The sequence below is a fragment of the Sphingomonas sp. DBB INV C78 genome (genome assembly GCF_042693015.1).
In the GTDB taxonomy this organism is placed as follows: domain Bacteria; phylum Pseudomonadota; class Alphaproteobacteria; order Sphingomonadales; family Sphingomonadaceae; genus Sphingomonas_E.
Map to the genome: position 1 here is coordinate 3,846,754 of NZ_CP170544.1, position 25,764 is coordinate 3,872,517.

Annotated in this window: 22 protein-coding genes and 1 tRNA gene; 11 read left to right on the forward strand and 12 right to left on the reverse strand. The window is 65.1% G+C overall.

The window, feature by feature from the left end; genetic code table 11:
• The 9 genes from ACFB49_RS18200 to ACFB49_RS18240 form a co-directional block, all read right to left on the reverse strand.
• Window positions 1-315 carry a 50S ribosomal protein L23 gene (locus ACFB49_RS18200; RefSeq protein ID WP_380872719.1) on the reverse strand — a complete coding sequence of 105 codons (315 nt, stop codon included), beginning with the start codon at window positions 313-315 and terminating at the stop codon, window positions 1-3.
• A complete protein-coding gene (gene rplD, locus ACFB49_RS18205) occupies window positions 308-934 on the reverse strand; it encodes a 50S ribosomal protein L4 (RefSeq protein ID WP_380872720.1) in 627 nt (208 codons plus the stop codon). The genes ACFB49_RS18200 and rplD overlap by 8 nt, the downstream gene beginning before the upstream one ends.
• 2 nt (window positions 935-936) lie before the next feature.
• A complete protein-coding gene (gene rplC / locus ACFB49_RS18210) occupies window positions 937-1,689 on the reverse strand; it encodes a 50S ribosomal protein L3 (protein ID WP_380872721.1) in 753 nt (250 codons plus the stop codon).
• Window positions 1,690-1,959: 270 nt separating this feature from the next.
• A complete protein-coding gene (rpsJ, locus tag ACFB49_RS18215; RefSeq protein ID WP_011952197.1) occupies window positions 1,960-2,271 on the reverse strand; it encodes a 30S ribosomal protein S10 in 312 nt (103 codons plus the stop codon).
• A 122-nt stretch (window positions 2,272-2,393) separates the two neighbouring features.
• On the reverse strand, window positions 2,394-3,584 hold the full coding sequence (gene tuf, locus ACFB49_RS18220; protein ID WP_380872723.1) for an elongation factor Tu: 1,191 nt from the start codon (window positions 3,582-3,584) through the stop codon (window positions 2,394-2,396).
• Window positions 3,585-3,662: 78 nt separating this feature from the next.
• On the reverse strand, window positions 3,663-5,735 hold the full coding sequence (gene fusA / locus ACFB49_RS18225) for an elongation factor G (RefSeq protein WP_380872725.1): 2,073 nt from the start codon (window positions 5,733-5,735) through the stop codon (window positions 3,663-3,665).
• Window positions 5,736-5,822: 87 nt separating this feature from the next.
• Window positions 5,823-6,293 (reverse strand): 30S ribosomal protein S7, encoded by a 471-nt coding sequence (rpsG, locus tag ACFB49_RS18230; protein ID WP_380872726.1) that lies wholly within the window; start codon window positions 6,291-6,293, stop codon window positions 5,823-5,825.
• 63 nt (window positions 6,294-6,356) lie between these two features.
• Window positions 6,357-6,728, reverse strand: a complete 372-nt coding sequence (gene rpsL, locus ACFB49_RS18235; protein ID WP_089219738.1) for a 30S ribosomal protein S12 — start codon at window positions 6,726-6,728, stop codon at window positions 6,357-6,359.
• Between the two features lie 367 nt (window positions 6,729-7,095).
• Window positions 7,096-10,062, reverse strand: coding sequence for a TonB-dependent receptor domain-containing protein (locus tag ACFB49_RS18240; protein WP_380880018.1), 2,967 nt, complete (start codon window positions 10,060-10,062; stop codon window positions 7,096-7,098).
• 263 nt (window positions 10,063-10,325) lie between these two features.
• Here ACFB49_RS18240 and ACFB49_RS18245 point away from each other — a divergent pair, with 263 nt between their 5' ends.
• Both ACFB49_RS18245 and ACFB49_RS18250 read left to right on the forward strand, forming a co-directional pair.
• Entirely contained in the window at window positions 10,326-10,883 is a 558-nt protein-coding gene (locus ACFB49_RS18245) for a hypothetical protein (RefSeq protein ID WP_380872727.1), read from the forward strand.
• Window positions 10,884-10,939: 56 nt separating this feature from the next.
• Window positions 10,940-11,719 (forward strand): transglutaminase family protein, encoded by a 780-nt coding sequence (locus ACFB49_RS18250; RefSeq protein ID WP_380872728.1) that lies wholly within the window; start codon window positions 10,940-10,942, stop codon window positions 11,717-11,719.
• On the opposite strand, the gene ACFB49_RS18255 is transcribed toward ACFB49_RS18250, so the two are convergent.
• The 3 genes from ACFB49_RS18255 to ACFB49_RS18265 are packed head-to-tail and all read right to left on the reverse strand — an operon-like array spanning window position 11,716 to window position 13,417.
• A complete protein-coding gene (locus ACFB49_RS18255) occupies window positions 11,716-11,883 on the reverse strand; it encodes a Trm112 family protein (RefSeq protein ID WP_380872729.1) in 168 nt (55 codons plus the stop codon). The genes ACFB49_RS18250 and ACFB49_RS18255 overlap by 4 nt on opposite strands.
• Window positions 11,880-12,521 (reverse strand): LON peptidase substrate-binding domain-containing protein, encoded by a 642-nt coding sequence (locus tag ACFB49_RS18260; RefSeq protein WP_380880020.1) that lies wholly within the window; start codon window positions 12,519-12,521, stop codon window positions 11,880-11,882. The genes ACFB49_RS18255 and ACFB49_RS18260 overlap by 4 nt, the downstream gene beginning before the upstream one ends.
• Window positions 12,521-13,417 (reverse strand): tetratricopeptide repeat protein, encoded by an 897-nt coding sequence (locus tag ACFB49_RS18265; RefSeq protein ID WP_380880022.1) that lies wholly within the window; start codon window positions 13,415-13,417, stop codon window positions 12,521-12,523. The genes ACFB49_RS18260 and ACFB49_RS18265 overlap by 1 nt, the downstream gene beginning before the upstream one ends.
• 196 nt (window positions 13,418-13,613) lie before the next feature.
• Between ACFB49_RS18265 and ACFB49_RS18270 the strand changes: the two genes are divergently transcribed.
• The 9 genes from ACFB49_RS18270 to ACFB49_RS18310 all read left to right on the forward strand — a co-directional run bounded on the left by ACFB49_RS18270 (window position 13,614) and on the right by ACFB49_RS18310 (window position 25,734).
• Window positions 13,614-13,688, forward strand: a tRNA-Gly gene (locus ACFB49_RS18270).
• A gap of 129 nt (window positions 13,689-13,817) precedes the next feature.
• Window positions 13,818-15,341 (forward strand): glucan biosynthesis protein, encoded by a 1,524-nt coding sequence (locus ACFB49_RS18275; RefSeq protein WP_380872730.1) that lies wholly within the window; start codon window positions 13,818-13,820, stop codon window positions 15,339-15,341.
• 64 nt (window positions 15,342-15,405) lie between these two features.
• On the forward strand, window positions 15,406-17,295 hold the full coding sequence (gene mdoH / locus ACFB49_RS18280) for a glucans biosynthesis glucosyltransferase MdoH (protein WP_380872731.1): 1,890 nt from the start codon (window positions 15,406-15,408) through the stop codon (window positions 17,293-17,295).
• Between the two features lie 144 nt (window positions 17,296-17,439).
• Window positions 17,440-18,474 carry a rod shape-determining protein gene (locus ACFB49_RS18285; protein WP_380872732.1) on the forward strand — a complete coding sequence of 345 codons (1,035 nt, stop codon included), beginning with the start codon at window positions 17,440-17,442 and terminating at the stop codon, window positions 18,472-18,474.
• A gap of 44 nt (window positions 18,475-18,518) precedes the next feature.
• A complete protein-coding gene (gene cobD, locus ACFB49_RS18290; RefSeq protein WP_380872733.1) occupies window positions 18,519-19,550 on the forward strand; it encodes a threonine-phosphate decarboxylase CobD in 1,032 nt (343 codons plus the stop codon).
• Window positions 19,543-20,481, forward strand: coding sequence for an adenosylcobinamide-phosphate synthase CbiB (gene cbiB / locus ACFB49_RS18295; RefSeq protein WP_380872734.1), 939 nt, complete (start codon window positions 19,543-19,545; stop codon window positions 20,479-20,481). The genes cobD and cbiB overlap by 8 nt, the downstream gene beginning before the upstream one ends.
• Window positions 20,469-21,929, forward strand: a complete 1,461-nt coding sequence (locus ACFB49_RS18300; protein WP_380872735.1) for a cobyric acid synthase — start codon at window positions 20,469-20,471, stop codon at window positions 21,927-21,929. Before cbiB ends, ACFB49_RS18300 begins: the two co-directional genes overlap by 13 nt.
• Before the next feature lie 168 nt (window positions 21,930-22,097).
• Window positions 22,098-24,368, forward strand: coding sequence for a glycosyltransferase family 4 protein (locus ACFB49_RS18305; RefSeq protein WP_380872736.1), 2,271 nt, complete (start codon window positions 22,098-22,100; stop codon window positions 24,366-24,368).
• 133 nt (window positions 24,369-24,501) lie between these two features.
• The gene (locus tag ACFB49_RS18310; RefSeq protein WP_380872738.1) at window positions 24,502-25,734 is read left to right on the forward strand and encodes a glycoside hydrolase family 130 protein; all 1,233 of its coding nucleotides are present in this window, start codon (window positions 24,502-24,504) and stop codon (window positions 25,732-25,734) included.
• Window positions 25,735-25,764: the final 30 nt, after the last annotated feature.

Below are 25,764 nucleotides of genomic sequence, written 5' to 3' on the forward strand. Positions count from 1 at the left end.
TCAGATCCCCGTCGTCACGTCGATGGACTGGCCTTCGGCCAGCGTCACGATCGCCTTCTTCACGTCCGAGCGGCGGTAGGGCGCGCCCTTCCACTTCTTGGTCTTGCCCTTCTGGACGATCGTGTTCACGCCCGTCACCGAGACATTGAACAGCGCTTCGACAGCGGCCTTGATCTCAGGCTTGCTGGCGTCGCCGGCGACCTTGAAGACAACCGCATTATGCTCGGAGAGCAGGCTGGTCTTCTCGGTGATGTGCGGGGCGAGGACGACGTCGTAATGACGCAGCGCCACCGCTTCCTTTTGCTTCTTAGCCATTGAGGCGCGCCTCCAGCTTCTCGACGGCGGCGCGGGTCAGCACCAGCGTGTCATGCTTCAGAATGTCGTAGACGTTCGCACCGATCGCCGGCAGCAGATTGACGCCCTTGATGTTGCTCGAAGCCAGCGCGAAGCTGACGTTCAGCGCTTCACCGTCGATCACCAGCGCCTTGGCGCCGAAACCGAGCTTGGCGAGCTGACCGGCCAGCGTCTTGGTCTTGCCTTCAGCAACGTCGAGCGCGTCGACGATGATCAGGTTGCCGTCCTTGGCCTTGGCCGAGAGCGCCATCTTGAGACCGAGCGCACGAACCTTCTTGTTCAGCGACGGGTTGAAATCACGAACGCGGGCGCCGTGAGCCTTACCACCGCCGATGAACACCGGTGCGCGGCGATCGCCGTGACGAGCCGTACCGCCGCCCTTCTGGCGACCGAACTTCTTGCCCGAACGTGCGACGTCCGAACGCTCGCGGGTGCCGCGGGCGGTGCCGCGACGCTTCTCGAGCTGCCAGGTGATGACACGGTGCAGGATGTCCGCGCGCGGCTCGAGGCCGAACACGTCGTCCGCGAGTTCGATGTCGCCCGACGCCTTTGCGTCGAGGGTCTGAACCTTGACCTTCATGATCAGCCCTCCTGGCCTTCGGCGGCTTCGGCAGCGACTTCGGCCGGAGCCTCGGTCTGCGGAGCGGCATCGTTGCTGGCGGCCTTCTTCACCGAGGCCGGATAGGGCGCATCAGCGTGACGCGCGACCTTCACCGAATCCTTGACGATCAGCCAGGCGCCCTTGGAACCGGGCACCGAACCCTTGACGAACAGAAGCCCGCGCTCGACGTCGGTCGAAACGATTTCGAGATTCTGCTGCGTGCGCTGACGGTCGCCCATGTGGCCGGCCATCTTCTTGTTCTTGAAGACCTTGCCCGGATCCTGGCGGTTGCCGGTCGAACCGTGCGAACGGTGCGAGACGGAAACGCCGTGGGTCGCGCGCAGACCGCCGAAGCCCCAACGCTTCATGGCGCCCGCAAAGCCCTTACCCTGGGTCTGGCCGGCGATGTCGACCAGCTGGCCCGGCACGAAATGGTCGGCGGCGATTTCCGCGCCAACCTCGAGCACGGCGTCATCGGCCACGCGGAATTCCACGAGACGCGCCTTGGGCTCGACTTCCGCCTTGGCGAAATGCCCACGCTCGGGCTTCGAGATATTCTTGACCTTCGCGGTCCCCGCGCCGAGCTGCACGGCCACATAGCCGTCCCGCTCCTTGTCGCGGACCGAAACGACCTGAGCGCCTTCCAGCGAGAGGACAGTCACGGGAACGTGACGGCCGTCTTCCTGGAACAGGCGGGTCATCCCCATCTTCTTCGCGATCACGCCAGTGCGCATGATCTGCTCCTTCCAACAGAGGCTCCCGTTATCGGGGAGCGTGCCAACGAAAAAGGCCCCGGCGAACCGCCGAAGCCCAGCCCAATGAAACCTTGCCCCCGTCAGGGCCATTTTTCCGCTTCGTCAAAAGCGAAAGACGGGGACTCGGGCGCCAGCAAGCTGGCCGGTATCCCTACTCTTCCGTCACGCGACTAAAATGCCTGGGTCGATGCCTTGGGCAAAATCGCATGAGGCGCTGCGGCCGATTCGGCTGCAGCGAGAGCCGGCCTCTTAGGCCAGTTTGATCTCGACATCAACACCCGCGGCGAGATCGAGCTTCATCAGCGCGTCGACCGTCTGCGGCGTGGGCTGCACGATATCCAGGAGGCGCTTGTAGGTGCGCACCTCGAACTGTTCGCGCGACTTCTTATCGATGTGGGGGCCACGGTTGACCGTGAACTTCTCGATGCGCGTCGGGAGGGGAATGGGACCGCGGATAAGCGCGCCGGTACGTCGGGCGGTGTCGGCGATGTCGCCGGTGGCCTGATCAAGCACGCGATGGTCGAACGCCTTAAGGCGAATGCGGATGTTCTGCGTTTCCATTTCTCTACCGATGCGAAAGAGCCGTGCCCCGACCAATCAGCGCCGAATCCCTCGGCGAATCTGTCGGAAGCAAAAAATTACCGGCCGGCTCCCTAGGGGAGCCGGCCGGTATATGCAACCAATTACTTGGTGATCGTGCCGACGACGCCGGCGCCGACCGTACGGCCGCCTTCGCGAATCGCGAAGCGCAGACCCTGGTCCATGGCGATCGGGGCGATCAGCTTGATGCCGAGCGAGACGTTGTCGCCGGGCATGACCATCTCGGTGCCTTCCGGCAGCGTCACTTCGCCCGTCACGTCGGTCGTGCGGAAGTAGAACTGCGGACGGTAGTTGGCGAAGAACGGCGTGTGACGGCCACCCTCGTCCTTCGACAGCACGTACACCTCGGCCGAGAATTCGGTGTGCGGGGTGATCGTGCCCGGCTTGGCCAGAACCTGACCACGCTCGACCTCTTCACGGCCAACGCCGCGGATCAGCGCACCGATGTTGTCGCCAGCCTGGCCCTGATCGAGCAGCTTGCGGAACATTTCGACGCCCGTGACGGTGGTCTTGCGGGTGTCCTTGATGCCGACGATCTCGACTTCCTCGCCAACCTTGACGATGCCGGTTTCGACACGGCCGGTGACGACGGTGCCGCGACCCGAGATCGAGAACACGTCTTCGATCGGCATCAGGAACGACTTGTCGAGCGGACGCTCCGGCTGCGGAATCCAGCTGTCGACAGCCGCCATCAGCTTCAGAACGGCGTCGTGGCCGATTTCCGGGGTCTTGTCCTGGAGGGCGGCAACGGCCGAACCCGGGATGATCGGAATGTTGTCGCCGTCGAACTCATACTTCGACAGAAGCTCGCGAACCTCGAGCTCGACGAGCTCCAGGATCTCGGCGTCGTCGACGAGATCGACCTTGTTCAGGAACACGACAAGCTGCGGCACGCCGACCTGACGGGCGAGCAGGATGTGCTCGCGGGTCTGCGGCATCGGGCCGTCGGTGGCCGACACGACCAGGATCGCGCCGTCCATCTGGGCGGCACCGGTGATCATGTTCTTCACATAGTCGGCGTGGCCCGGGCAATCGACGTGCGCATAGTGACGCGCTTCGGTCTCATACTCGACGTGAGCGGTCGAGATGGTGATGCCACGCTCGCGCTCTTCCGGAGCCTTGTCGATGTTGTCGTAGCTGGTGAAGGTCGCGCCGCCGGTTTCGGCGAGCACCTTGGTGATCGCGGCCGTCAGCGAGGTCTTGCCGTGGTCGACGTGACCGATGGTGCCGATGTTGCAGTGCGGCTTCGTCCGCTCGAACTTAGCTTTCGCCATTGTATCCTACCTTCTTCTCAAACCGTTTTCCGGGACGCGCCGCCCGATGCGGACGCGCCCATACCTGCAAATTTAGCTTTACGCCAGCTTCGCCTTGACCTCGTCCGCCACGTTCTGCGGAACTTCGTCATAATGCGAGAACTGCATGCTGTATTGCGCACGCCCCTGCGTGAACGAGCGGAGCTGGTTCACGTAGCCGAACATGTTGGCGAGCGGCACCATCGCCTCGACCACCTGGGCGTTGCCCCGGCTGTCGGTGCCCTGGATCTGGCCGCGACGGCTGTTCATGTCGCCGATCACGTCACCCAGATAATCTTCCGGCGTCACCACCTCGACCTTCATGATCGGCTCGAGGAGCTTGATGCCGGACTTCTGAGCCGCTTCGCGCATCGCGCCACGGCCAGTGATTTCGAACGCCAGAGCCGACGAGTCGACGTCGTGATAGGCGCCGTCCGTCAGCGTCGCGGTGAAGTCGATGATCGGGAAGCCGATCAGCGAACCGGTGGCCGCAACCTCGCGAATGCCCTTTTCGACCGACGGGATATATTCGCGCGGAATGTTGCCGCCCTTGACCTCGTCGACGAACAGGATGCCCTGGCCGCGTTCGCCCGGCTCGACCGTGATCTTCACGCGACCGAACTGACCCGAACCACCCGACTGCTTCTTGTGGGTGTAGTCGACATCGACCTTGCGGGCGAGCGACTCGCGATACGCCACCTGCGGCGCACCCACATTGGCCTCGACCTTGAACTCGCGCTTCATGCGGTCGACGAGGATCTCGAGGTGGAGTTCACCCATCCCCTTGATGATCGTCTGGCCCGATTCATGATCGGTCGAAACGCGGAACGAGGGGTCCTCGGCGGCCAGGCGGTTGAGGGCGACGCCCATCTTCTCCTGGTCGGCCTTGGTCTTCGGCTCCACCGACAGCTCGATCACCGGCTCCGGGAATTCCATGCGTTCAAGGATGATCGGCGCGGTCGACGCGCACAGCGTGTCGCCCGTCGTCGTTTCCTTGAGGCCCGCAAGCGCGACGATGTCGCCGGCATAGGCTTCTTCGATGTCCTCACGCGAATTCGCGTGCATCAGGAGCATACGGCCGATCTTTTCCTTCTTGTCCTTCACCGAGTTCAGGACGGTGCTCTTTTCGAGCTTGCCCGAATAGATGCGCGCGAAGGTGAGCGAACCGACGAACGGATCGTTCATGATCTTGAAGGCCAGCGCCGAGAAGGGCGCCGCATCGTCGGCCGGGCGGTTGTCCGGGGTCTCGCCGTCCAGCTTGACGCCTTCGACCGGCGGGATGTCCAGCGGGCTCGGCAGATAATCCACAACGGCGTCGAGCAGCGGCTGCACGCCCTTGTTCTTGAACGACGAACCGCACAGCACGGGCACGAAATCGAACGCCAGCGTGCCCTTGCGGATCAGCGCCTTCAGCGTCGCGACGTCGGGCTCGTTGCCTTCGAGATAGGCCTCCATCGCCGCATCGTCCTGCTCGACGGCAAGCTCGATCAGCTCGGCGCGCGCCGCAGCGGCCGCATCCGCCAGATCGGCCGGAATGTCCTGATATTCGAACTTCGCACCCAGCGATTCGTCGAGCCAGATGATCGCGCGGTTCTCGACCAGATCGACCAGGCCCTTGAAGCCGCCCTCGATACCGATCGGGAGATACAGCACCGCCGGACGCGCACCCAGACGATCCTTGATCATCTGCACGCAGCGATCGAAGTTCGCGCCGGTGCGGTCGAGCTTGTTGACGTAGCACATGCGCGGCACGCGATACTTGTCGGCCTGACGCCACACGGTTTCCGACTGCGGCTCAACGCCGGCAACGCCGTCGAACGCGGTGATCGCGCCGTCGAGCACGCGCAGCGAACGCTCGACTTCGATGGTGAAGTCGACGTGGCCGGGCGTGTCGATGATGTTGATGCGGTGATCGTCCCAGAAGCAGGTCGTCGCGGCCGACGTGATCGTGATGCCGCGCTCCTGCTCCTGCTCCATCCAGTCCATCGTGGCGGTGCCTTCATGCACTTCGCCGATCTTGTAGGACTTGCCGGTGTAATAAAGGATACGCTCGGTCGTCGTGGTCTTGCCGGCGTCGATGTGCGCCATGATACCGATATTGCGATATTTCGCGAGCGGGTGGCTGCGGGCCATGATCTTAAACTCCGATGTCGGGGATCGGAGCGTCCGCTCCGTCCCCGACGATATGGGAAGGTTATGTGACTCTTTCGAGTCCGCCTTTTACCAGCGATAGTGCGAGAAGGCGCGGTTCGCTTCCGCCATGCGGTGCGTGTCTTCGCGCTTCTTCACGGCATTGCCGCGGTTGCTGGCGGCGTCGAGCAGCTCGCCCGACAGACGCGCCGACATCGTGGTCTCGCTGCGCGAACGCGCGGCCGAGATCAGCCAGCGAATCGCCAGCGCCTGCGAACGCTCCGGACGAACCTCGACCGGAACCTGGTAGGTCGCACCACCGACGCGGCGGCTGCGGACCTCGATGCCCGGCTTGATGTTGTTGAGCGCGTCATGGAACACGCCGATCGGATCGCGCTTGGCGCGGGTCTCGACGACTTCGAGGGCTGAATAGACGATGCCTTCGGCAACCGACTTCTTGCCGTCGAGCATGACGGAATTCATGAACTTGCTGAGCACGACATCCCCGAACTTAGGATCGGGGAGGATTTCGCGCTTCTCGGGACGACGACGACGAGCCATCTCGTTAATTCCTTATACTCGCCCGGGGCCGCAAGACGGCCGCGCCGGGCAGACCAAACCAGCTTACTTCGGACGCTTGGCGCCGTACTTCGAACGGCTCTGCTTGCGATCCTTGACGCCCTGCGTGTCGAGCACGCCGCGCAGCACATGGTAGCGCACGCCGGGAAGATCGCGCACACGGCCGCCGCGGATGAGCACAACCGAGTGCTCCTGCAGGTTGTGGCCCTCGCCGGGGATGTAGCTGATGACTTCGCGCTGGTTGGTCAGGCGAATCTTGGCGACCTTGCGGAGAGCCGAGTTCGGCTTCTTCGGGGTGGTCGTGTAGACGCGCGTGCAGACGCCCCGCTTCTGCGGGTTCTGGTCCATCGCAGGGACCTTCGACTTGGCCTTCTGCGGTTCGCGACCCTTGCGGATCAACTGATTGATCGTCGGCATGAAGCCCTTCACCTTTTGTTACCGGAAAAACCGGCGGTTACTTTACCGATGCCCGAATTGCCCGGTGCCCCGAAGGGAGATTCCCGGAACGCGCAAAAGCCCCGGTGGCCTGTCGGCTCACCTGAGCCATTGCGTGCATCAGCAATGTTCAAGCTAACCCTCCTGCCGGGAATCCGGCCGAAGAGCAGGCGCGCGCTATAGTAGGAGAGTCGGCGCGGGTCAACCGGGCGTGGCCAGATGCGCCCGCCTGAACTACCGTCCCCACCGTCATCACGAGGGGCATGGCCCCGGCATCCGCCGCACCGGTACAAAAAAGGGGACGAGCCCGAAGGCCCGCCCCCCATTTTCTCGAGCGTTGGTGCGCCGCTTAGAAGCGGATGCGACCAGCCACTGCGAAGCGACGGCCCAGCGCGTCGTAGGTCGCCGGGTAGGTGTTGCCGCTGTTGTAGGTCGTCGAACCGATGGTGTTGCCAACGATCGGCGGCTTCTTGTTGAACAGGTTGGTGACCGTCAGCGTGACATCGAAATTGTCCGTCACGGTGAAGCGGCTCGCCAGATCGAAGTAATCGTAAGCCTTGATCTTGCGATACTCCGGATTGACCATGCAGCCATCCGGATCGGCACCTTCCGGATCCTCGCAGCCGCCGGCAACCGCGCCGGCGAGATCGTCCGCAAGCTGCTGCGGCTCGAACTTCACGCCGTCGATGTGGCGCCACAGGAGCGACACGTCGACATTCTCGAAGCCGAACGTCGCACGCATGTTCCAGGCGAATTCCGGCTGGATCGAGGCGCAGTTGACGCTGTAGAAACCGACGCAATCGCGGTTGATCGCACCCGGCTGCGACTTGAACTTCGAGCTGTTCGTCCAGTTGCCGTTGAACGACAGGTTCAACGTCGCGAAGTCGAACTCGTGACGATAGTTCCAGGTCAGATCGATACCGTCGGTCTCGAGCGTGCCGAGGTTCGACAGGTTGGCCAGGAAGCCCGGGGTCGTCGACGGATCGCCGTCCAGACCACCCGTAACCGGGTTACGAACGATGGCAAGGCAGTTCGGATCCGTTGCCGAGGCGGAGGTGATGTTGCCGAAGCAAGCGGTCGCCAAATCGCCCGGGGTCGGGGTCGTGATCGCGTCCTTGATCTTGATATGATAGTAATCGACCGTCAGCGTGAAGCCCGAGAAGAAGTCGGGCTGGATCACCGTACCGATGACGTAGCTGTCCGCCTTTTCCGGCTTCAGGTTGAGGTTGCCGCCCGTGGTGATGTTCGCCTGGGCAGCGGTCGGATCAAGAATGACGCCAATCTGGCCGGCCGGAGCACCCTGTGCGAGACAGACCGCTTGGAGGTCGGGGTTGCCCAGCGGCTTGTCACCCGAGCAGGGATCGACGCCGAAGTTGGTCAGGCCGGTCGAGACCGGGGTGAACAATTCACCGATGTTCGGCGCGCGAACCGAGCGCTGGAACATGCCGCGGATCTTGACCGATTCGACCGGTTCCCAGGTCGCGCCCGCCTTCCAGGTGGTGGTGTTGTAACTCGGGTTGTTCGGCGCATCCACGCTGTAGCTGGAATAGCGGATGCCGCCTTCGAGCTGCAGGCTGTGGAAGAACGGCTTGTCGCTGACGAGCGGAGCGATCAATTCGCCATAGGCTTCGTAGACGTTGTAGCCGCCGTCGATGTTCGGAGCAGCGCCGCCGGCGCCACCGAGTTCGCCCGGGGTCTGCGCCAGAAGATCGGATTCGCGACGAGCGCCATATTCGCGATATTCGCCGCCGACGGCGAACTGGATCGCGTCTTCCGCCCAGGGGCTGGCAACGCCGAGATCGCCGTTGATGAGCGCGCGGACCTGAGCCAGCGTGGTGCGCACTGCGACGGTGGAGTTGCCGGTCAGGTACGGGATCTGATCGGCGGTGATGCTGCCGTCCGGACCGAACACGTTGACCGGAACGCAGCCATCATTGCCGCTGAGGCAGGTCGTGGTGTTGGTCGCCAGCAGGGCATCACGCAGACGCGAGGTCAGCACATAGCCGCGCTGCGTCTGGATGTTCTCGCTCTCGCCATAGGAGCCCGACAGGTCGAAACCGATCGAATCGGTGATGTCGCCGCGGACGCCGACGCGATAGTCGAACACCGTCGTGACATAGTCGCTGAGACGCGGACCGACTTCGGTCGTACGACGCGACAGGTTGGTGTTGAACGTCGCATAGTTGGGATCGTCCGGATCGGTCGCAAGGGCAGCAGCCGAGCACTGCGCGACGCTCAGGCCGTTCGCGGCGCAGAACTGCGCACGGGCGGCCGCCGGCAGATACGGATTGCTGTACGGAATGGTGACCGTGCTGCCGAACGAACCCGACGGAGCGATGATCGTCGACACCGTGTTCTTCGAGAACATGCCACGGGTGTAGACTTCGATCCCGTCGGTGACTTCGTAATTCGCCTGGCCGAACAGGTTGAATCGTTCGAACGGCGTCTGGAAGACGTTGTACGGGTTGAAGTTGAAGCTCGCGTAATTGGCTACCAGCGCACCCGTGGTCGGATCGATCTGCTGCTGCGGCGAACCGGGGCGGGTGAAGCGCGACGGCACCGCGGTGCCCGAACCGCCCTGGCCGCCGGTGTAGGAATCGACCTGGAAGATCGAGAAGTCACGCTGGCCCTGATAGACCGCGTCCGACTGCTGATAGCCGACGCTGAACACGGCATTGCCGCGGCCATCATCGAAATTGCCGCCGATCGTCGCGTCGACGCGGAAGACGTTGCCGTCGCCCTGTTCGGTGATCTGGTTGCTGACGTTCACCTCGAGACCCGAGAAGTCCTTCTTGGTGACGAAGTTGACGACGCCCGAGATCGCGTCCGCGCCGTAGGTGGTGGAAGCACCGCCGGTCAGCGCATCGACGCGCTCGACGAGCGCGAGCGGGATGTTGTTGAGGTCGACGCGACCGGCGATGTCACCCGGAACGATGCGGGTGCCGTCCAGCAGCACGATGTTGCGACGCGAACCGAGGCCGCGAAGGTCGACCAGCGAGGCGCCGTTGTTGCCGTTGTTGACGGCCGAACCGATGTTCGCGACCGCGCCCGGAAGATCGCGAAGGATTTCTTCGGCGACGTTCGACTGGCGGAGTGCGATTTCCTCGGCACCGACGACCGAGACCGGGCTCGACGACGCGATGTTCGGATTCTTGATGAGCGTGCCGGTGACGACGATGGTGCCTTCATCGGCGGCGGAGTCGGCAGCAGCGGTCGCCTCCTCCTGCGCGAAAGCCGGCGAGGCGAGGAGCGCGAGGCCAATGACCCCCGTGCTCAGCGCCGAGCGGCTGAGAAATTTCTGCGTCTTGGTCACTATCCAGTCCCTTATTCTGGAGTGTGTCGGGCCGTGGAGCGGCCCAAAGTCCCAACCGTCCGGCGGCCAATGCGCGGCGAACCGCGGCAGACCCCCCTCTGGCATGGTGGGGGTGATGCAGGATGGGCTTTAGCCTTGTAAAGCTGCGGTTCATCTTCACATGGCGGTTCGCCCTGTGCTGTCGCACAAATGCAACAGTGGTCCGGGCGGGGCCCGCGTGCCATTTTGTCAGACAACGTAATTTTCGGTGATTCGGGGAGGATTTGATGAAATTTTCGGCAAGCAGGCTCTTGCTCGGGGCCTGTGTCCTGGCAGCACCGGCCCTCTCTTTTGCTGCGGAGCAGCGTGAGGGGCGCCCCGCCATTTTCCAGAAACTTGTCGATTGCCGGGCCATCGCCGACGATGGCCAGCGCCTCGCCTGTTACGACGCCCAGGTCGCCGCGCTGGATTCCGCCGAGGCGAACAAGGATGTCGTCGTCGTCGACAAGGGACAGATCAAGAAGGCCAAGAAGACCCTGTTCGGGCTGAGCCTGCCGACGCTCGATATCTTCGGCGGCGGATCGGACGAGAAGAAGGACGAGGCCCAGCAGGAAGAGGTCACCGAGATCGAAACGACGATCAAGAGCGCGGCGCCCCTCAAGGGAACGACCGACCGCTGGGTGATCATCATCGAGGACGGCGCCCGCTGGGTGCAGACCGAAAGCAAGCGCCTGAATCGCAGCCCCAAGCCCGGCATGCCGATCAAGATCCGCAAGGCCACGCTGGGCAGCTATTTCGCCAATGTCGACGGCCAGCCGGCGATCCGCATGCGCCGCGAGAACTGATCTCCGGAACGAGGCCCTGCCTTGGCCGTTGAAGCGGCGCCAAGGCGGGGTCTGCGATGCGTTTCGAGATAAGCACCGAACTGAATTATCGGGCCGATCAGGCCACCGATCTGCTGCTGATGGTCGAAGTCGCGGCCATGCACGACCAGCAGGTGGTGGAAAGTTGCCTGACGATCAACGGCACTCCGCCAACCCGCACCATGAACGGCACCGACGCCATCGGCCGCCGGGCCTGGGCCGGGGCCACCGGCGATTTCCATGCCGAATATCGCGCAATCGTCCGGATCGATCGCCGGCCGGTCGCGATTGCCGGACTGGCCGCGACGCCCCTTCGCGACCTGCCGGACGAGGCGATCCCCTATCTCTGGCCCAGCCGCTATTGCGAAGCCGATCGCCTGGAAGCCATGGTGTGCCGCGAATTCGGCGACCGCGAAGGCGGCGACAAGGTGCTCGCCATGATGGAATGGATCCACACCCACGTCGATTATTGCGTCGGCACCAGCAACACCGCGACAACGGCCATCGACACGCTCGTTGCCCGGCAGGGCGTGTGCCGCGACTTTGCCCACCTGCTGGCCGCCTTCATCCGCGCGGGCGGCATGCCGGCGCGGCTCGTCTCGGCTTATGCCTGGAAACTCGATCCGCCCGATTTCCATGCCGTCGTGGAAGTCTGGCTCGACGGCGCCTGGCACCTCGTCGATGCCACCCGGCTCGCGCCGACGGAATCGCTGGCCCGCATCGCCGTCGGCCGGGATGCTACGGACATCGCGTTCATGACATCCTTTGCCCCGATCGAACTCGTCACGCAGACCGTAGACGTCCGAAAGCTCGACTAAAGCTGTCGCGCGGCGTCTGCCAGCAGCACCGGCACGCCTTGCCGGACGGGATAGGCCAACCCCGCCTTCTCCGACACCAGTTCCTGCGCTTGTTCGTCATAGCGCAACGGACCGCGCGTAACCGGACAGACCAGGATCGCCAGCAGATCCCGATCCAGACTCACTGGAAGGTCGCCCTGTCATCATCATCGTCGCGCAGGCGGAAGAACTGCATGAACTGGATGATGAGATCGGCACGATCGGCGATCGTCGGCGCTTCGAGCAGCGCCTGCTTCGCGGCGACGTCGAACGGCGCGATCTGGGCGATGCCGTTGACCAGCGATTCATCGTCAAGGCGGGAAACCGCGTCCCAGTCGACAACATAGCCGCGGACATCGGCAAAGCGCTTCGATTCCTGTTCGAGCGCCGCGCGGATCATCAACTCGAGCGGTTCGGGCTCGGCCTCGTCATCATAATCGTCGAAGCGCGCTTCGATCTGGCGAAACAATGTCGGCCGGTCGAGCTCAGCCGTCATTCGGAAGCGGCTGATACCCTCCAGCACGATATTGAAGCGCCCATCGTCCAGCGCCTCGACATGCGCAATGCGGCCAACGCAGCCGACTTCGTAGAGCGCGGGCAGATGCCCCTCGCGCTCCGCCTCCCGCGGCTGGATCATCGCGATGCGGCGGTCGCGGGCCAGCGCATCGGTGACGAGTGCCCGATAGCGGGGCTCGAAGATGTGCAGCGGCAGCATCGCGCGCGGAAACAGCAACGCTCCGCCAAGCGGGAAGATGGAGAGACGGACGGCGGTGCGTTCGCCCATCATGTGAACAGCACGGCGGAAAGTCGCCGCCTCTGTGCACTGACCCACGGATCTTCCATGCCGACCGCCTCGAACAGCTTGAGCAGGCGCGCCCGCGCCGCGCCATCGTTCCAGGCGCGATCGAGCGCGATGCTTTCCAGCAGGATATCGGCCGCGCCGTCGCGATCGCCTGCGGCCATCAGGCCACCGGCCAGCTCGTAGCGCGCCTCATGATCCTCCGGATTGGCGGCGACGCGCGCTCGAAGCCCGGCAAGGTCGTCGACCGGCGTCGCTTCCCTCGCCAAAGCCAGCCCCGCCAGCACCCGCGCGATCGCCGGATCCTTCTGCTTGTCCGCCGGAACATTGGCGAGCAGCGCCTCGGCCTCTTCGCCACGCCCAAGCGCCAGCAGCGCGCGCGCCTGGCCGGCGATCACCGAAACATCCTCGGGCGCCATCTCCGCCACCTGGCTGAAGATCGACAGCGCGCGTTCGGCATCACCCGAATCGAGCACTTCCTCGCCCATCGCGACGAGCGGGGCGATATCCTGCGCCAGCAGATCGTCCGCCCCCTGGACCGGCAATTGCTTCAGAATCTGGTCGAGCATCGTCTTGAGCTGGCTTTCGGTCCGCGCCGGGGTGAGATCGGCGACCAACTGGCCCTGGAACACGGCATAGACGGTAGGGATCGATTGCACGCGGAACTGCGCCGCGATCATCTTGTTAGCATCGACGTCGATCTTGACGAGCTTGACGCCGCGGCCGGCATAATCCTCGGCCACCTTTTCGAGCACAGGCCCCAGCGCCTTGCAGGGGCCGCACCATTCAGCCCAGAAGTCGAGGATGACCAGCGACGTCATCGAGGGTTCGACAACATCCCGCTTGAACGCCTCTATCGCCTCGCGGTCCGCAGCACTCATACCCAAGGTCGCCACCGGCAGCTCCTGTTATCTTATTTCAGGGCCCTTATGTGGGCGTGAGGCCGCTGCTGCCAAGCCCCGCGGAGCTTGTCGACAGCCGATCCGGAATTTTGTTTCCAACAGGGGTTGCCGACCCCAATACCCTTCGCTATTAGCCGCGCCTCACCCGCCGGGAACCACCCGGCTAGGCGCCAGAGCGGGCGTAGCTCAGGGGTAGAGCACAACCTTGCCAAGGTTGGGGTCGAGGGTTCGAATCCCTTCGCCCGCTCCAGTTTTCCAGATAGATCGCGTGATGATCCGGCTTTCGCCGGCATCCTGTCGTCGCGCTTCCGTTACGGTTGAACCATTTGGCGGCCCCCGCGTCTTTACGCGTGGATCAGCTTGTGGAACCCGCCCCCGAATGCACATTTCTCCCGGACGCCTGACGCGACGGCACGCCCTTGCGGGCATTGCCGCGACACCTTTTCTCGTCGCTGCCAAGGGCCTTTCCTCTACCGGCCGGCCTTTTTCGTGGGAATGGCTGCAGCAGTTCGCCGCCGCCCGCGCGCGCGATCCATGGCATGCGCCCAAGCCTGTCGCGGCGGCCGCCGCCATTGATTATGACGAGGTGAACCGGATCACGTTCCGCACCGACCATGCGCTGTGGCGTGGAGATGGCGAGCGCGAGACGAGATTCTTCCCGATCCACCGCTTCGCCAACACGCCCGTTGCCATTTCGCGGGTCGAAAACGGCCGCACCATCCCGATCGAATTCTCACCCGGCATGTTCGATGTCGCTCCGGATACGAAGGGCAACCGATTCGCTCTCGCGCCGGGTCTCGCCGGCTTTCGCCTGATGAACGCCGGCGGGCGTGGCGACTGGTTGGCCTTCCAGGGCGCATCCTATTTCCGCTCGGCCGGCGCGCTCCATCAATATGGTCTGTCGGCACGCGGCATTGCCATCGACACCGGCATCGACGGGAAGGAGGAATTTCCCGTCTTCACCCAATTCTGGCTGATGCCCGGCCCGGCCGACGCGATGACGATTTTCGCTTTGCTCGAGGGGCCGAGCATCACGGGTGCCTATCGCCTCATCAGCCGCAAGACCGCCGCCGGCCCGGTGCAGGACGTGACTATCACCCTCCACCTCCGCCGCGACGTGGAGCGACTTGGGATAGCGCCGCTGACCAGCATGTTCTGGTATGGCGAAGGCAATCGTGCGCAGGCGGTCGACTGGCGCCCCGAGATCCACGATTCGGACGGTCTCGCCATTCTTACGGGGACCGGCGAACGCATCTGGCGACCGCTCGGCAATCCGGCGGCGCCGACCGCCAGTACCTATTCCGACAAAGGACCGCGCGGTTTCGGCCTGCTCCAGCGTGACCGCCAGTTCGCCCATTATCAGGATGACAGCGCTTATTATGAAAAGCGCCCCAATCTTTGGGTCGAGCCCCAGGGGGATTGGGGGCCGGGCGCAGTGATGCTCTATGAAATCCCGACCACGCGGGAGATCGAGGACAATATCGTCGCCTTCTGGGTGCCCGCGGCTCCGGCGAAGGCCGGTCGCCGCTTCGACTTCGGCTATCGCCTGACGTGGAGCGGAACCGACCCCGCGCCGCCGGCGTTGGCGCGGACCATGGATTGCTGGACCGGCGTCGCCGGCCGTCCGGGTCATGAGCCCATTCCCAACGCACGTCGGCTGGTCGCCGATTTCGAAGGCCATGGGCTCGCTGGCCTCGACCGTGACAGTGGCGTCGAAGCCGTCGTCTCGGCAACGGGCGGAGAGGTGATCGCGACCTATGCCTATCCGGTCGTCGGAATGGAGGCGCGGTGGCGTCTCATCGTCGATGTGGCCCGCAACAACGGCCAGTCGACCGATTTGCGGGCTTATCTGAGGAAGGGGGGCGATGCGCTTAGCGAAACCCTTCTCTACCTCCTGCGCTAAGCAATGAACCCACGGCGCTTCAACGATTTAGGGGTGGGGCCGTAACGGATTGGATCTGACCGCCGTGCATTTGCGCAAAGCCAGGGACTTGCCGTCCGCCTATGACTCGCGAACCATGTTCGGCGAGCCGCTGCTGCCGCACGAGAGTCCGCTCGCCATGCCCGAACAGTCGCTCGCGGCTGCCGACACGCTTGCCGAGCTCGAACCGCGCGCCACCGAGATCAAGGTCGACGGCGTCAGCGAACGGCGGTTGTTCCTGGTCATCGGCAGCCTGCTGATCGCCGTTGCGACCACGCAGGAGATGATGCTCCCTTTCGCCGCGGACGGCATCGGCCTGCTCGATATCGTGCTGACCCTGCTCGTCTTCAGCCTTTATGGCTGGATCAGCTTCGGCTTCCTCAGCGCACTCGCGGGGCTCGCCGTATTGCTCGGCAACGGTCCCGGCCTGTCGCGCTGGTTCACGCGGCGTCGGCTGCCCAAGCGGCGCTGCGCCGTGCTGATGCCGATCTACAATGAGGATACCAGCGCGGTGTTCGGGCGGATCGCCCAGATGAGCGCATCGCTGGCATCGATCGGCGGCCAGCACCTCTTCGATATCTTCGTGCTGAGCGATTCGCGCCCCGACATGGAAGCGGCCGAGCTTGCCGCTGTGTATCGCACGCGCGCCGGCAGCGCGGTGCCGATCTATTATCGCCGCCGGCCGAAGAATATCGCCCGCAAGCCCGGCAATATCGCCGATTGGGTGCAGCGCTTCGGCGCCGGCTACGAGAATATGATCGTCCTCGACGCCGACAGCCTGATGAGCGGCCCGGCGATGGCGCTGCTCGCCAGCGCGATGGAGGAGCGGCCGTCGGTCGGCCTGATCCAGACGATCCCGACGATCGTCAACGCGCGCACCTTCTTCGCGCGCTGGCACCAGTTTGCCGCCACGGCCTACGGCCCGGCTGCTTCCGCCGGGCTGCAATGGTGGTCGGGCACGGAAGCGACCTTCTGGGGCCACAACGCCATCGTCCGCGTCCGCGCCTTCGCGCAGAGCTGCGGCCTGCCCAAGCTGTCCGGCCCTGAGCCATTCGGCGGCCATGTGCTCAGCCACGATATGGTCGAGGCCGCATTGCTCCGCCGCAACGGCTGGTCGGTCCACATGGTCTCGCTGCCCGAAGGCAGCTATGAGGAATTTCCGCCGACCGTCGCGGACCATTCGGTGCGCGATCGCCGCTGGTGCCAGGGCAATCTGCAGCATGTTCGCCTGCTCGCGACGGGCGGCTTCCATTGGGTCAACCGGCTTCAATTGCTGATGGGCGCGTCCGCCTATCTCACTTCACCCCTGTGGATGCTGATGCTGATCCTGGGTGCAGTCGCCTCGCTTGGCGGCGCGCATGCCGCTTATTCGGCTGCGCCGGCCGGCTGGCTGATCGCGCTGACCGTGCTGCTGCTGCTCGGCCCCAAGCTGATCGCGATGCTCTGGCTCTGCGTCGACGAGGGGTTGCGCCAATCGATGGGGGGCGGCCGCAAGGTTGCCGCGACGATCGCGATCGAGCTGCCGCTGTCGATGCTGATGGCGCCGATCACCATGGTCAACCAGACCACCGCGATCATCGATATTCTCCGCGGCCGGCCGGTGGGCTGGCATCCCCAGCGGCGCGATGCCGACGGCATGGCGCTGGGCAGCGCCGTCTATCTCTGCCGCATCCACATCGCGGTCGGCGCGCTGCTGCTCGCACCGATGCTGGTCGGCGCCACCGTCCCGGTCTGGACTTTGCCCGTCGTCTTCGGTCTGCTGGCCTCGCCGCTGACGGCATTGATCACTTCGCGCGCGGATGTCGGCGACTGGCTCGCCAGCCGGGGCCTGTTCCTGGCGCCCGGCGCGGTTACGCCGCCGGCGGGATCGGAACGCAGCACGTTGATGGCGAGCGTCTTCGTGCGCCGGCCGATCGGACCCGCCGTTCGCCCCTGATCCGCCAATCGCCCCGCATTAGCGCCGCTTGGGCGCGCGGCGGTTGACCGCACCGCGCGCGCACCCTCTGTCGCTGGGAACCGTCGGCACGGCGACCCGAACGGCCAATCAGACCGATAACCGCCGGGGAGCAAGAATCAGAATATGCCGAACTTCTTCCAGTTCGCCTCGCACGACATGGCGATCGATCTCGGCACCGCCAACACCGTCGTCTTTCTGCGCGATGCCGGCATCGTCCTGAACGAGCCGTCGGTGGTCGCCATCGAAACCCGCAACGGCGTCAAGAAAGTCCGTGCCGTGGGCAGCGATGCCAAGCTGATGATGGGCAAGACGCCCGCCAACATCCAGGCGATCCGGCCGTTACGCGACGGCGTGATCGCCGACATCGACGTCGCCGAACAGATGATCAAGCATTTCATCCATAAGGTGCATGGCGGCACCAAGCGCTTCCTGCGCCGGCCCGAGATCGTCATCTGCGTGCCTTCGGGTTCGACCACCGTGGAACGCCGCGCGATCCGCGACGCCGCATCCAACGCGGGTGCATCGCGCGTGCTGCTGATCGAGGAGCCGATGGCCGCCGCGATCGGCGCCGAACTGCCCGTGATCGAACCGGTCGGCGTGATGGTCGTGGATATCGGCGGCGGCACGACCGAGGTGGCGGTGCTGTCGCTCCGCGGCCTTGCCTATAGCAGTTCGGTGCGCGTCGGCGGCGACAAGATGGATGAAGCCATATCCTCGTCGATCCGCCGCCGGCACAATATGATGGTCGGCGAAGCGACGGCGGAACGGATCAAGCATCAGATCGGCAGCGCGACGATGCCCGCGGGCGACGGCCAGCGCCTGAAGATCAAGGGGCGCGATCTGGTGGCCGGCGTGCCCAAGGAAATCGAGATCACCGAAGCCGAGATTGCCGAGGCGATCGCCGAGCCCGTCAGCCAGATCGTCGGCGCTGTCCGCATGGCGCTGGAAAATACCCCGCCCGAGCTTGCCGCCGACATTGTCGACCGCGGCATCGTGCTGACCGGCGGGGGGGCGCTGCTCCACCATATCGACGACCTGATCAGCCAATCGACCGGCCTGCCCGTTGCGGTGGCGGACGAAGCGCTGATGTGCGTCGCCAAGGGGGCGGGACGAGCGCTGGGAGACCCCGCTTATCGCGGGGTGCTGCACCCGGCCTGAAGCGATATAGCCGAGCGCGGTTCCGCGGCGGCGCAAAGCGCTCTATGGCCCGGCGGGTGACGACGGGCGAACATCCGGTTTCGATGGAAAAATGGACGGTCCATGGCGGCCGGCTGGACCATGCCCGGTCGGCCTTTCCGGACGCGCTTATGCCCTGGCTCGATCTTTCGACCGGGATCAATCCGAACGGATGGGATGCTGCCAAGGCCGGGCCGATCGACTGGCGTGCCTTGCCCGATCCGGGCGCCCTCACGGGGCTGGAAGAGGCCGCGGCCGCGCATTTCGGGGTCGCGCCGTCGGATGTCTGTGCGCTGCCCGGCTCGGAACTCGGCCTGCGCCTGCTGCCGATGCTGGACCTCCCCGCCCCCTTCCGCCATGTCGCTCCAGCCTATGCCACCCACGGAGAGGCGCTGCCCGACAGCCGCGCCATCCCGGCCGACGCGCTTTTGGATGAGACGCGGCAAGGCGGGACGATCCTGATCGCCAACCCCAACAATCCCGATGGCCGCCTACTGCGTCCCGAGGATCTGCTGGCCGTGGCGGAAAGCCTCGCGGTGCGTGGGGGATGGCTGATCGTCGATGAGGCCTTCGCCGATGCGGCCCCCGCGGCAAGCGTGCTGCCGCATGTTGCCGCCGGCGCGAACATTCTGGTGCTGCGGTCCTTCGGCAAGTTTTTCGGCCTCGCCGGCGTCCGGCTCGGTTTTCTGACGGGGGCGCCCGACCGGCTGGCGCCACTGCGGCAAAGGCTGGGCAGTTGGCCGCTGTCGGCCGCGGCGATCAGCATCGGCGCTGCGGCCTATCGCGACCGCGAATGGATTGCCGCCACGCGGCGCGGGCTTGAGGAACGGGCCGCGCTGCTCGATGCCATGCTGCATCGCCACGGCTTCGATCCTATCGGAAACTGCCCGCTGTTCCGGTTGCTCGATGTGGACAATGCCCCAGAGCTTTTCTTCCGATTGGCGCAGCAGGGCATCCTCACCCGCCCCTTCGATCATCAGCCGCGCTGGCTTCGGCTCGGCGTGCCGGGGGACGATGAAGCGCTCGCCCGGCTGGAGCGGGCGCTGACGCATGGTTGAGCCGACCGCGCTCGCAGCGCTGGCGATCGACGCCGTGATCGGCTGGCCGCACGCGCTCTATCGACGGATAGGCCACCCCGTGACGCTGTTCGCGCATATTATCGAGGCCGGCGAGCGCCGCTGGAACCGCCCCGAATTGGCGGTATCCTTCCGCCGCGCGGCCGGCGTCCTGCTGGTCATCCTGCTCGGCTCCGGCACTTTCCTGCTGGCGCTCGCGATCGAGCAGGCGCTGTGGACGTGGCTGGGCCGCTGGGGCTGGATCGGCGTGGCGATCGCGGCCGCGCCGGGGCTCGCCCAGCGCAGCCTCTACGATCATGTTCGGCCCGTGGCCGATCGGCTCGCTACCGGAGATTTGGAAGGCGCTCGCGGCGCCGTCAACATGATCGTCGGCCGCGATACCGCGCAACTGGACGAGCCCGGCATCGCCCGCGCCGCGATCGAAAGCCTCGCCGAAAGCTTCTGCGACGGCGTTGCCGCGCCGCTTGTCTTCCTGCTGCTGCTCGGGCTGCCCGGCATCTGGACCTACAAGGCGATCAACACCGCCGACAGCCTGATCGGCCATAAGGAGGAACGCTGGCGTGCCTTCGGCTGGGCCGCGGCGCGGACGGACGATGCGCTCAACTTCATCCCCGCCCGCCTCGCCGGTCTGCTGCTGTGCGTGGCCGATTGGGGTGGCTGGCGCACGTTATGGCGCGATCATGCCAATCATGCGTCCCCCAATTCGGGCTGGCCGGAAGCGGCGATGGCCGGCGCGCTCCAGCTTCGGCTGGCCGGGCCGATCGCCTATGGCGGGATCGTTCACGACAAACCCTGGATCGGCGATGGACGGGCGGATGCCAATGCCGCCGACATCCGACGCGCTCTCGCGCTTTATGGTCGCGCCTGCCTGCTGCTCTGGGCACTTGCTGGAGGTTTCATATGGGCGCTCTAATGCTGCAGGGCACGGGATCGGATGTCGGCAAGTCGGTGCTGGTCGCCGGGCTGTGCCGGGCCTTCGCCAATCGTGGCCTCACCGTCCGGCCGTTCAAGCCGCAGAATATGTCCAACAATGCCGCGGTGACGGTCGATGGCGGCGAGATCGGCCGCGCGCAGGCGACGCAGGCGATGGCGTGCAGAGTCGAACCGCATACCGACATGAACCCGGTGCTGCTGAAGCCCCAGGCCGATCACACGTCGCAACTGATCGTCCATGGCAAGGTGCGCGGCACGCTGGGCGCGGAGAATTTCCGCGAAGGCCGCCGGCCGCTGCTGCCCGAGGTGCTGGAAAGCTATCAGCGGCTCCGCGCCCAATGCGATATCGTCGTCGTCGAAGGCGCGGGATCACCTGCGGAGATCAACCTGCGCGCCGGTGACATCGCCAATATGGGCTTCGCTCGCGCCGCCGGCGTGCCCGTGGTGCTGGTCGGCGATATCGATCGCGGCGGGGTGATCGCGGCCGTGGTCGGCACCAGCCAGGTGGTCGCGCCTGCCGACGCGGCGATGATCCATGGCTTCATCATCAACAAGTTCCGCGGGCGCCTGGCCCTGTTCGACGATGGCTATCGCTCCATCGAGCAGTTGTCCGGCTGGCGCGGCTTCGGCGTCGTGCCCTGGCTGGCCGACGCCCGCATGCTGCCGAGCGAGGATGCGGTGATCCTGGAGCGGGTGCGCGGCCGCGAAGGCAAGCGTCTGATGATCGCCTGCCCCATCCTGCCGCGCATCTCCAATTTCGACGATCTCGATCCGCTGCGCCACGAACCCGGCGTCGAACTGGTGATGGTGCCGCCCGGCCAGCCGATCCCCGGCGGAGCGGCGCTGATCGTCATCGCAGGATCGAAGGCGACCATCGCCGATCTCGCCGCGCTCCGCAGCTTCGGCTGGGACGTGGACATCCTCGCGCATCATCGCCAAGGCAAGCCGATCCTTGGCTTGTGCGGTGGCTATCAGATGCTGGGGCGGAGCATCGCTGACCCGAATGGCATCGAGGGGGAGGCCGGAAAGGTCGCGGGGCTGGGGCTGCTCCAGATCGACACCATCTTCCAGCCTGCCAAGGCGCTCCGGCAGGTTTCGGGCGAGGCGTTCGGCGGGCGCTTCTCGGGCTATGAAATGCATATGGGCGAGACGACCGGCCCCGATTCCGCCCGTCCCTTCGCGCAGCTCGACGACGGCCGCGCCGATGGCGCCCTGTCCGCGGACGGTCTGGTGATGGGCAGCTATGTGCATGGCCTGCTTGCCGAGCCGGGCTTGCGTGCCGCGTTGCTCGAACGGATCGGCGTGGCCAGCAGCGGTGGCGATCATCATGTCAGGGTCGATGCAGCGCTCGATGCCATCGCCGCGATGTTGGAGGAACATCTCGACATTCCGGCGCTGATCACGCTCGCACAGACCGCCGGCCGCTAACCGCCGCGATTCGCGGGCCTTTCGCTGCATTGCAACAAAATTTTCATCGCAAATGCCAGAAACCTTTCCCCCTGCTGCGCATTTAACATACCATTCAATTGGCTTTGTATCGTGGCGAGTCGGATCGCGGCCGCCTTTTGATTTGCATTGCAACGCAGCGAGGTGCCGATGGTAACAACCGGCAAGCAGACCCGTCATATTGCGCTGATCGGCAATCATCCGCCTCGCATGTGCGGTATCGCCACGTTCACCGCCGATCTTCGTGCCGCTTTGGTCTCTGCCCGGCCCGATCTGATTGCCGACGTGTTCGCCATGGACGAACCCGGCGGTCTCCACGCTTATCCACCCGAAGTGGTCTGCCAGATCGGCCAGGCCGACCTCGCCGATTATCGCGCGGCTGCGCGCCGCATCAACCAGAGCGGCGCCGAACTGCTCTGCGTCCAGCATGAATATGGCATTTTCGGCGGAAGCGCCGGCGCGCATCTGCTGCGCCTGATCGAACGTGTCGATCTGCCGCTGGTCGTGACGCTGCACACCATCCTCACCGATCCCAGCCCCGAGCAGCGCTTCGTCATCGACGCGCTGGCCCGCCGGGCATCGCGTCTGATCGTCATGGCCGAAAAGGGCCGGCAGATCCTGGAACGCGTCCATGGCATCGCGCCGGCGCGGATCATGGTCATCCCCCATGGCGTGCCCGATCGCCCGCTTGCCGATATCGACGTGGCGAAGGCGCGCTTCGGCTTTGAGGGCCGCAAGGTGCTGCTGACGTTCGGCCTCCTGTCCCCGAACAAGGGGATCGAGACGATGATCCGGGCGCTGCCGGCGATCGTCGCGGGCCATCCCGACACGCTTTACGTCATCCTCGGCGCGTCGCACCCGCAACTCGTCGCCCAACAGGGCGAGGCCTATCGCGACCGGCTGGCCGCGCTTGCCCGCGAACTGGGCGTCGAGGCGCATGTCCGCTTCGTCAACGAATTCACCGAGACCGAACGGCTGCTCGATTATCTCGAGGCCGTCGACATCTATGTGACGCCCTATCTGAACGAGGCGCAGATCACATCGGGCACGCTGTCCTACGCCGTCGGCCTCGGCAAGCCGGTGGTCTCGACGCCTTATTGGCATGCCGCCGAACTGCTCGCCAATGGCGTCGGCCTGCTCGCCCCCTTCGGTGACAGCGCCGCCTTCGCCCGCGCCATCACCGGCCTGCTCGACGATGACGCCGCGCGTGAAGCCATGCGCTGCCGCGCTTATGAGGTCGGCCGCAGCATGATCTGGCGTCGCGTGGCGGACGCCTATCTCGACATCTTCGATAGCGCGCGGGCGCCCCGTCCGCTCCGCCTACCGGTCGCCGGCCGCGGCGATCGGATCGCGCCGCGTCTCGCCGCCGTCGAACGACTGACCGATCATTGCGGCATCTTGCAGCATTCGGTGTTCAGCGTGCCCGATCGCCGCCATGGCTATTGCGTCGACGACAATGCTCGCGCGCTGATCCTGATGCACCGGCTGGGTGATGCGCGCGGCGAACGCAGCGAGGCGCTGGCGACGATATACGCCTCCTTCGTGCAACATGCCTGGAACCCCGATCGCGCCGCCTTCCGCAACTTCATGAGCTATGACCGGCAATGGCTGGAGGAAGCGGGATCGGAGGACAGTTGTGGCCGCGCGCTATGGGCGGTCGGCGTCACCGCCGCGGAGGCGCGCCGGCCGGATCTGCGGCGTTGGGCGCATAATCTGTTCAACGAGGCTGCACCCCATGCGCTGAGCTTCCACAACCTGCGCAGTTCCGCCTTCGCGCTGTTGGGGGCCGAAGCCCTGCTCGAAGGCCAGCCGGGCCACGCGATGGCTCAGCACATCATCGAAACCGTCGGCAAGCGCCTGGCCGCGGCACTGGCCGCCGTGCGCCGGCCGGACTGGGTGTGGTTTGAACCGACGCTCGGCTATGACAATGCCCGTATCGCGGAAGCTTTGATCCGGGCGGGTATGGTGCTCGACGATGCCGCTATGCACGGCGCCGGCCTTGAGGCGCTCGGCTGGCTCGATCGCATCCAGACCTGCGAGGACGGCCATTTCCGCGCGGTCGGCAGCGAAAGCTTCAACCGTCCCTTCGCCCCGCCCTTGCCCTATGACCAGCAGCCGCTGGAGGCCTGGGCGATGGTCGATGCCGCGCTTACCGCCTGGACGGCGACGCGCGATCCTGTCTGGCATGCGGCCGCGCAGCGCGCCTGGCGGTGGTATCTGGGCGACAACGACCTCGGCCAGCCGATTGCTTCCGCAGCCGACGGAAGCTGTTTTGATGGATTGATGCGCGACGGCGTGAATCTTAATACGGGTGCGGAATCGGTGCTGGCCTTCCAGCTTGCCGCCTGCGCCATGGCGCAGTCCGGCCTGGCAGCGTCGGACAGTCCCGAACGACCCGAAGCGGGGGCGGTCGCGGTCTAGGGCCGCGTATCTTAGCTTCGAAGGTATTGGGACTTGCGGGGATTGGATCCCGGCGCGGCGCGAGGAGTAAGCGGCCATTCTGCTCGATCTGATTCATACGCCGCTGCGGCTGAGCGCCGATGCCTCCCGCGTCGTGGTGCGGCCCTTCCATATTCCTGTCGATCCGGCCAATCCCGGCGCCGGCCGCGTCGGCCGGATCGTGCGCCAGGTGCTCGCACTCTGCGACGTCGACGCAGAGGCTGAACTGGCGCTGGTGCTCCGCGATTTCGAGGCGCGTCACTGGCAAACCCGCAATGTCTTCAACCAGCGCTACGGCCAGATCGAGCAGGCGCTCAAGCTGGACGGGATGCAGATATCGCCGGTCAAGCAGCAGCTGATCGGCGCCTATTTCTGCCACGAATATAGCTATGCCGCCGCCGCGCTGATGAACCCCAGCATCGTCCCGCATCCCGACCAGTCGGGCCTGACCGAAGGATCGCAGCGGGTGATCCTGTCGCTGCGGGCGGTGGGCGAAGGCCATATCAGCTCGATCGCCTTTCGCGAGGGCATCCTTTCGCCCGGCATGCATTTCGAGCTGGCGCCGGAACCGCCCTTCTGCACCACAGCCGGAGCCGAGCCCGGCGATCCCGCCCCCAATGGAGCGGTGCAGATCCACCGCCAGGCGGATTCGACCATTTCGGGCACATTGATCTTCCCGATCACCGCCGCGCAGAGCAGCGGGGTCGAGGATTTGCGGCTGGTCCATTTCACCCACGACAATGGCCAGGTCGAATGGATCGGCACCTACACCGCTTATGATGGCCGCTCGATCCGGTCCGAATTCCTCCGCACCCATGATTTCCGCACCTTCCGCATGGAAGCGATCGAAGGCACGGCCGCGCGCAACAAGGGGATGGCTTTGTTTCCGCGCACGATCGGCGGCCAATATATGATGATCGGCCGGCAGGACGGCGAGAATCTGTTCCTCATCAAATCCGACCGGATCGACCATTGGGACGAAGGCGAAATCCTGCTCACGCCCCATTATCCGTGGGAGATGGTGCAGATCGGCAATTGTGGCGCACCGATCGAGCTGGATGAAGGCTGGCTGCTCCTCACCCATGGCGTCGGCGCGATGCGCAAATATTCGATCGGCGCGGTGCTGCTCGATAAGGATGATCCGTCGAAGATCATCGGCCGCACCGTGCAGCCCTTGCTGTCGGCTGCGGACGAGGATCGCGAGGGCTATGTTCCGAACGTGGTCTATACCTGCGGCGCGCTGCTCCACGGCGACCTGCTCTTCCTGCCCTATGGCGTTGCCGACAGCTCGGTCGCCTTCGCCTTCGTGCCGATTCAGACCTTGCTTGCGGCCATGGCCCCGGATTGATGACTTTGATCCGCCGGGTGTATCCCAGCG

Coding starts and splice junctions, on each gene's coding strand:
- ACFB49_RS18260 (WP_380880020.1), bottom strand. CDS start 12,521: ATGGGCGAACGCACCGCCGTCCGTCTCTCCATCTTCCCGCTTGGCGGA.
- rpsJ (WP_011952197.1), bottom strand. CDS start 2,271: ATGGAAACGCAGAACATCCGCATTCGCCTTAAGGCGTTCGACCATCGC.
- cobD (WP_380872733.1), top strand. CDS start 18,519: ATGGCCCGGCGGGTGACGACGGGCGAACATCCGGTTTCGATGGAAAAA.
- rplC (WP_380872721.1), bottom strand. CDS start 1,689: ATGCGCACTGGCGTGATCGCGAAGAAGATGGGGATGACCCGCCTGTTC.
- ACFB49_RS18305 (WP_380872736.1), top strand. CDS start 22,098: ATGGTAACAACCGGCAAGCAGACCCGTCATATTGCGCTGATCGGCAAT.
- ACFB49_RS18275 (WP_380872730.1), top strand. CDS start 13,818: ATGCACATTTCTCCCGGACGCCTGACGCGACGGCACGCCCTTGCGGGC.
- rplD (WP_380872720.1), bottom strand. CDS start 934: ATGAAGGTCAAGGTTCAGACCCTCGACGCAAAGGCGTCGGGCGACATC.
- ACFB49_RS18300 (WP_380872735.1), top strand. CDS start 20,469: ATGGGCGCTCTAATGCTGCAGGGCACGGGATCGGATGTCGGCAAGTCG.
- fusA (WP_380872725.1), bottom strand. CDS start 5,735: ATGGCCCGCAGCCACCCGCTCGCGAAATATCGCAATATCGGTATCATG.
- ACFB49_RS18245 (WP_380872727.1), top strand. CDS start 10,326: ATGAAATTTTCGGCAAGCAGGCTCTTGCTCGGGGCCTGTGTCCTGGCA.
- ACFB49_RS18200 (WP_380872719.1), bottom strand. CDS start 315: ATGGCTAAGAAGCAAAAGGAAGCGGTGGCGCTGCGTCATTACGACGTC.
- rpsG (WP_380872726.1), bottom strand. CDS start 6,293: ATGGCTCGTCGTCGTCGTCCCGAGAAGCGCGAAATCCTCCCCGATCCT.
- ACFB49_RS18285 (WP_380872732.1), top strand. CDS start 17,440: ATGCCGAACTTCTTCCAGTTCGCCTCGCACGACATGGCGATCGATCTC.
- ACFB49_RS18250 (WP_380872728.1), top strand. CDS start 10,940: ATGCGTTTCGAGATAAGCACCGAACTGAATTATCGGGCCGATCAGGCC.
- rpsL (WP_089219738.1), bottom strand. CDS start 6,728: ATGCCGACGATCAATCAGTTGATCCGCAAGGGTCGCGAACCGCAGAAG.
- ACFB49_RS18265 (WP_380880022.1), bottom strand. CDS start 13,417: ATGAGTGCTGCGGACCGCGAGGCGATAGAGGCGTTCAAGCGGGATGTT.
- tuf (WP_380872723.1), bottom strand. CDS start 3,584: ATGGCGAAAGCTAAGTTCGAGCGGACGAAGCCGCACTGCAACATCGGC.
- cbiB (WP_380872734.1), top strand. CDS start 19,543: ATGGTTGAGCCGACCGCGCTCGCAGCGCTGGCGATCGACGCCGTGATC.